The organism is Duganella sp. CF517, from assembly GCF_900110275.1.
Taxonomy (GTDB): domain Bacteria; phylum Pseudomonadota; class Gammaproteobacteria; order Burkholderiales; family Burkholderiaceae_D; genus Rugamonas.
The window spans coordinates 1-5,654 of sequence record NZ_FODC01000022.1 but is presented as its reverse complement, the minus strand read 5'-3'; the positions used below and the strand labels follow the sequence as shown (position 1 = coordinate 5,654).

The window sequence follows — 5,654 nt, the reverse complement described above, 5'->3', positions numbered from 1 at the left end:
CCGACACCGAGCTTGATCAGGCGGTGCGCCAGCCGGTTGGCGCGCTGGTTCAGCGCCATGTAGGTCAGCGATTCGTCGCCGAACAGCAGCGCCGTAGCCGGCGGCGACTCAAGCGCCCTGCGCTCGAACAGCTGGTGCACCGGCGTGATGTTCGCGTGGCTGGCCGGGTTGACTCCCCAGTCCCTGAGCTGCTCGCGCTCGTCCGCGCTTAACAGTTCCACTTCGCCGACCGCACGCTCAGGCGCCACCGTCAAGGCGCACACAATGCCCTCCACCGCCGCCAGCATGTACCGGCAAATCCGCGCCGCGCCAATCCGACGGTCGGCAAGCGCCACCAGCCCGAAATCGCGACCCAGGTCGTCGACCGACATCCCCAGCGGATAGTTGGTCCGCTCCTCGTCACCGAGCGATTCCATACCCTCCCATACGACATGAGCGCCTGCCTTTTGCGGCGAGCCGCGTCGATAATTCAGCAGAGCGGAAAACAGCGGCGTGCCTCCCGCCAGCGCGCTACAGCGTTGCGCCAGCGACAGGCTGGCATGCTCGTGATCCATCAAACCCGTCAAGCCGGCCTGGGTTTCGCGCAGGCTTTGCAACACACCGCGCGCGCCAAGTTTTACCCGCAGCGGCAGCGTGTTGATGAACATGCCCAGCGCGCGAATGCCGCCTTCGCCACCTTGCATACGGCCCGACAGCACCGTGCCGAACACCACGTCGTCCTTGCCGGTGGCCTTGGACAGCACCAGTGCCCACGCCAAATGGAACAGACTGGCCGCGCCAACCCCATGGCGGCGCGCCTGCTCGCGAACTTGGGCCGACAATCCAGACGGTAACGGCATCCGCGACTCCTCGATGCCGGAGCCGTCGCCCAGCACGTCGATCACGCCGAACGGGCCTGTTGGTTCGTCGACGTCCGCCAGCATGGCCTTGAAAAATGCCTCGTGCTCGGCCACGCTCACGCCGAGGCGCGACTGCGCCACGAAGCGGCGGAACGGCACCGGCGCGGGCAACTCCACCGCCCGCCCCTGCTGGATCAGTGAGATCTCCGCGACGATCAATTCCAGTGTCGTATGGTCCAGCACCAGGTGGTGGCCGGGCAGCTGCAATAGCCAGCGGCCATGTGTGACGTCCTGCAACGCTACGGCGCGTACCATCGGCGCGCGGCGCACGTCGATACGATGGCGCAGCGGGTCGACATGGTCATTCAGCCTCATGGCAGCGTCCCCGCCCGCCAGGACCGGCAACCACTCTATGGACAATTCAGCCTGGCGCAGCACCACCTGCACCGGCTCCGCCAAACCCTCCCACAACACCGCAGTGCGCAGGATATCGTGGCGCACGATCACCCGATTGAAACTGGCGATGAAGCGCTCCAGCCTTTCCCGGCTGTCAAAGCCAAGCAGGTGCGGCGTGACATAGGCGTCGCCCTGGCCCTGAAGCATGTGGTGGAACAAAATCCCTTCCTGGAGCGGCGCCAGCGGATAAATATCCTGGATATTGGCGGCGCCACCTGGCACCGCCGGCTCGATGCGCGCGATCTGCGCGGCATCCAGTTCGATCAGCGTCAGCATCTCCGGTGCGATCGCCCGCGCGTCCACAGGAATCAAGTTGTCCGGCACCACCACGTCGCGCCGGTCATCGTCGCGCGCGACCTCCCGGGCGAAGGCGGCCAGCACCGGGTGCTGGAACAGCGTGCGGACCTGTACGGTCATGCCTTGCCCGCGCATGCGTTCCAGCACACTCAGGGCCAGAAGCGAATGGCCACCCAGTTCGAAGAAGTTGTCGTTGCGCCCCACGCGTTCGGCGCCCAGCACCTCGGCCCAAATCGCGGCCAGCGCTTCCTCCACATCCCCGTGGGGGGCCTCGTAGCCAGCTGCGTTCTCGTGGCCAGGATCCGGCAGCGCCTTGCGATCCACCTTGCCGTTGACGTTCAACGGCAGACTTTCCAGCACCACGATCGCCGAAGGGACCATGTAGTCCGGCAGCGCCCGCGCCAAGCGCTCGCGCAACTCGCCCACCGAGACGACTTGGCCGGCCGTCATCGCCACGTAGGCGGCCAAACGCACGCCGCCCGCACCGCCCAACGCCACAACCACGGCCTCCCTTACCTCGGGTTGCGCCAGTAATTCCGTCTCCACCTCGCCAAGCTCGATGCGGAAGCCACGGATCTTGACCTGGTGGTCCAGGCGCCCCAGATATTCCAATTGACCCGCGCCGGTCCAGCGTACCAGGTCGCCCGTGCGATAGAGCCGCCCGCCGTCGCCGCCGAACGGGTCGGCGACGAAGCGCTCCGCGCTCAAGCCGGGACGGTGCAGATAGCCGCGCGCCAGGCCCGCGCCGGCGATATACAGTTCGCCGGGAACGCCGATCGGCGCCGCCTGCAGCGCGGGATCGAGCACCAAGAGCCGGGTGTCGGCGATGGCGATCCCTATATTCAAACCATCGGCCGCCGGCCCCGCCGACGACCAGATCGTTGTTTCGGTCGGACCATACATATTCCACAGATCGACACCGAGGCCCGCCAGGTTCCGCGCCAGATCCTGCTGAAGCGCTTCGCCACCGCACAAGCCCTTGAAACGCCGTCCCGGCGAACCGCGCCAGCCGCCGGCCAGCAGCATGCGCCAGCTGGCCGGGGTGCATTGCAGCACTGTGGCGCCGCTTTGCGCGATCAACCCCGCCAATGCCTCGCCGTCGCGCGCGACGTCGCGCGAGGCGATCACCACGCGTGCGCCTTGCAGCAGCGGCAGATAGAGTTCCAGCGCCGCGATGTCGAACGACAGCGAGGTGACCGCGACCAGGATGTCGTCGGCGGACATGCCCGGCGCCATCGCCATGCTGGCCATGAAATGGCTCAAGGCGCCATGACGCACCATCACGCCCTTGGGCCGCCCGGTCGAGCCGGAGGTATAAATCACATAGGCCAGATGATCGGCGTGGGTCTCGACCCGGGGGTTTTCTTCCGGCTCGCCGGCAAGATCGAGCGCGTCCAGACGCAGCACCCGCAATCCCGCCACCGGCGGCAGCGCCTCATGCACCGCGCCCTGGGTCAGCAGCAGCGCGATGCCGCTATCCTCCAGCATGTAGGCCAGGCGCTCGGCCGGATACTCCGGGTCCAGCGGCACATAGGCCGCTCCCGCCTTCAACACCGCGAGCAGTCCCACCACCATGTCCAATGAGCGCTCAAGGGCGACGCCGACTTTCGCATCGGGCCGCACGCCCAGTTTGATCAGGTGGTGCGCCAGCCGGTTGGCGCGCCGGTTCATGTCGGCATAATTCAGCGAGGCGGCCCCGAACTGCAATGCCGTCGATTGTGGAGTCTCCAGCACGCGCCTTTCGATCAAGCGATGTACCGGTTCCAGGTGCGAATAACGCTGCGGGTTCACACCCCACTCCAGCAACTGCCGCTGTTCCGCGGCCGCCGGCAGCGCCACCTGGCCGCAAGCCTGCTCCGGGCGGTCGGCCAGCGCCTGCAGCACGGCCAGGTAATGATCGCCCATGCGCGCTATGGTTCCGGCCTCGAACAATTCGCAGGCGTAGGTGAAGCTCACGCGCACCCGGCCATCGGCGTCCTCGGACGTGTCGACCGTGAGTTCAAACTGCGCCCCCTGCCCGCCCATCGGGTAGTTCTCCAGCGTGAGGCCGGGCAGCTGCCGCGAGAGCGCCTGTTCCTGCCGCTGATGGTTCACCATCACCTGAAACAGGGGATTGGCGCCAAGCTGGCGCTCCGGCCGCAGCGCCTCGACCAACTGCTCGAAGGGTAAATCCTGATAGGTCTGCGCTCCTAACGCAGCCTCCCTGGCACGCTCCAATACCTGCGTCAGGCTCTCCCTGCCGTCGATAACGTTGCGCAGCACCTGCGTATTGACGAAGAAGCCCACCAGGCCCGACGTCTCGACGCGGTGACGATTGGCGATGGCGACGCCGACCCGGATATCGGACTGCCCCGTGTGCCGCGACAGCAATACCTGCACGCCCGCCAGCAGCGCCATGAACAACGTGGCGCCGTGTGCTTGCGCGCGTCGTTGCAGGCTTTGCGTCAAATCCGCCGGCAGCTCGATGGCGTGGCGCGCCGCGCGATACGTCCCGCCGGGCTGGCGCGGATGATCGGTCGAGAGTTGCAGCACGGGGTGTTCGGTGCCCAGCTGCGCGCTCCAATACGACAGTTGACGTTCCTTTTCACCGGCTTCGAGCCAGTTGCGCTGCCAGGCGGCGTAATCGGCGTACTGCAATGGCAACACCGGCAGTTGGGACAGCGAGCCTTCCACCCTGGCGCGGTACTGTGCCACGAACTCGTTGATGATGATCCCCATCGACCACCCGTCCGAGACGATGTGATGCATCACCACTACCAGCACGTGCCTGTCGGCGGCTTCGCGTATCAGTCCAACGCGCAGCAATGGCCCGCGCTCAAGATCGAATGTGGCCTGGTGCAAACGCGCCACTTCGTCATGCACCCGTGCCGCCAGTTCATCGCCCGACCCGCCTCTGAGGTCGATCTGTTCCAGATGCGCTGCTGCCGCGTCCTGTATGACTTGCTCAACTTTGCCGTCCTCCCCGGCACGGAACACGGTGCGCAGCGAGTCGTGCCGCGCCACCAGCGCGTCGAACGCGCTTTTGAGCGCGTCGATATCGAGTTCCCCGCTCAGCCTCAATGCCCCACTGATATGATAGGCCGTGGTGTCGGGCTCCAGCTTCCACAGGAACCACTGGCGGGTTTGCGCATAGGACAGCGCCTTTCCGCCAGCCGTCCGCGCGGGCACGATCGGCAGTTGGCCGAAATCGATGCCCTGCGCTTTCAGCGCGTTTAGAAACGTCTTCTGCTTTTCGGCCGGAAGGCTGGAAAATCGCACCGCGATGTCATGTTTGCTGATTGCCATTCAATACTCCAACTGCTCTAAAAGCGTGGTCATTTGTTCGATATCGTTCGCCTCGGCGGCACTGTCGGATGATTGAGACATCCATTCGGCCAGCGAAGCGGGTGTCGGGTGTTCCCAATAGGTGCGCAGCGGAAGATGGCGCGACAGGTGTAGCTGCGTCGCGCTTTGCAAGCGCAACGCCAGCAGCGAGTGACCTCCCAGCTCAAAGAAGTTGTCGTGACGTCCGACCCGCTCGACGCCCAGAATGTCGGCCCAGATGGCGGCCAGCGCCACTTCCGTGTCCCCCTGCGGCGCCTCGTACTCGCCGGCGCTTTCAAAGCCCGGCTCCGGCAGTGCCTTGCGGTCAACCTTGCCGTTGGCGTTGATCGGCAGCGCGTCCATCACCACGATCGCCGACGGCACCATATAGTCGGGCAGCGTTTCGCCCAGCTTCTCGCGCAGCTCGGCCGCGAGCAGCGTTTGTCCGGCCTGCGCCGAGACGTAACCCACGAGGCGCGCGCCGGCCGGACCTTCCAGGGCCAACACCACCGCCTCGCGCACTTCCGCCTGCGCCAGCAGTTGCGCCTCGATTTCTCCCAGCTCGATGCGGAAGCCACGGATCTTGACCTGGTGGTCGATACGGCCCAGGTATTCCAGCTGGCCGTCCTGGTTCCAACGAACCAGGTCGCCGGTGCGGTACAAGCGCTCGCCATCGGCGCCGAACGGATCGGCGATGAAGCGCTCCGCGCTCAGGCCGGGGCGGCCGAGATAACCGCGCGCCAGACCGTCGCCGGCCAC

The 5,654-nt window shown here is 66.0% G+C and carries 2 protein-coding genes; both read right to left on the bottom strand.

What is annotated here, in order from left to right; genetic code table 11:
* On the bottom strand, positions 1 to 4,877 hold a 4,877-nt coding region (locus BMX85_RS29785; RefSeq protein ID WP_143068118.1), incomplete at its 3' end, for a non-ribosomal peptide synthetase.
* A partial coding sequence (locus BMX85_RS29780) for a phosphopantetheine-binding protein (RefSeq protein ID WP_143068117.1) occupies positions 4,878 to 5,654 on the bottom strand: 777 nt, incomplete at its 5' end.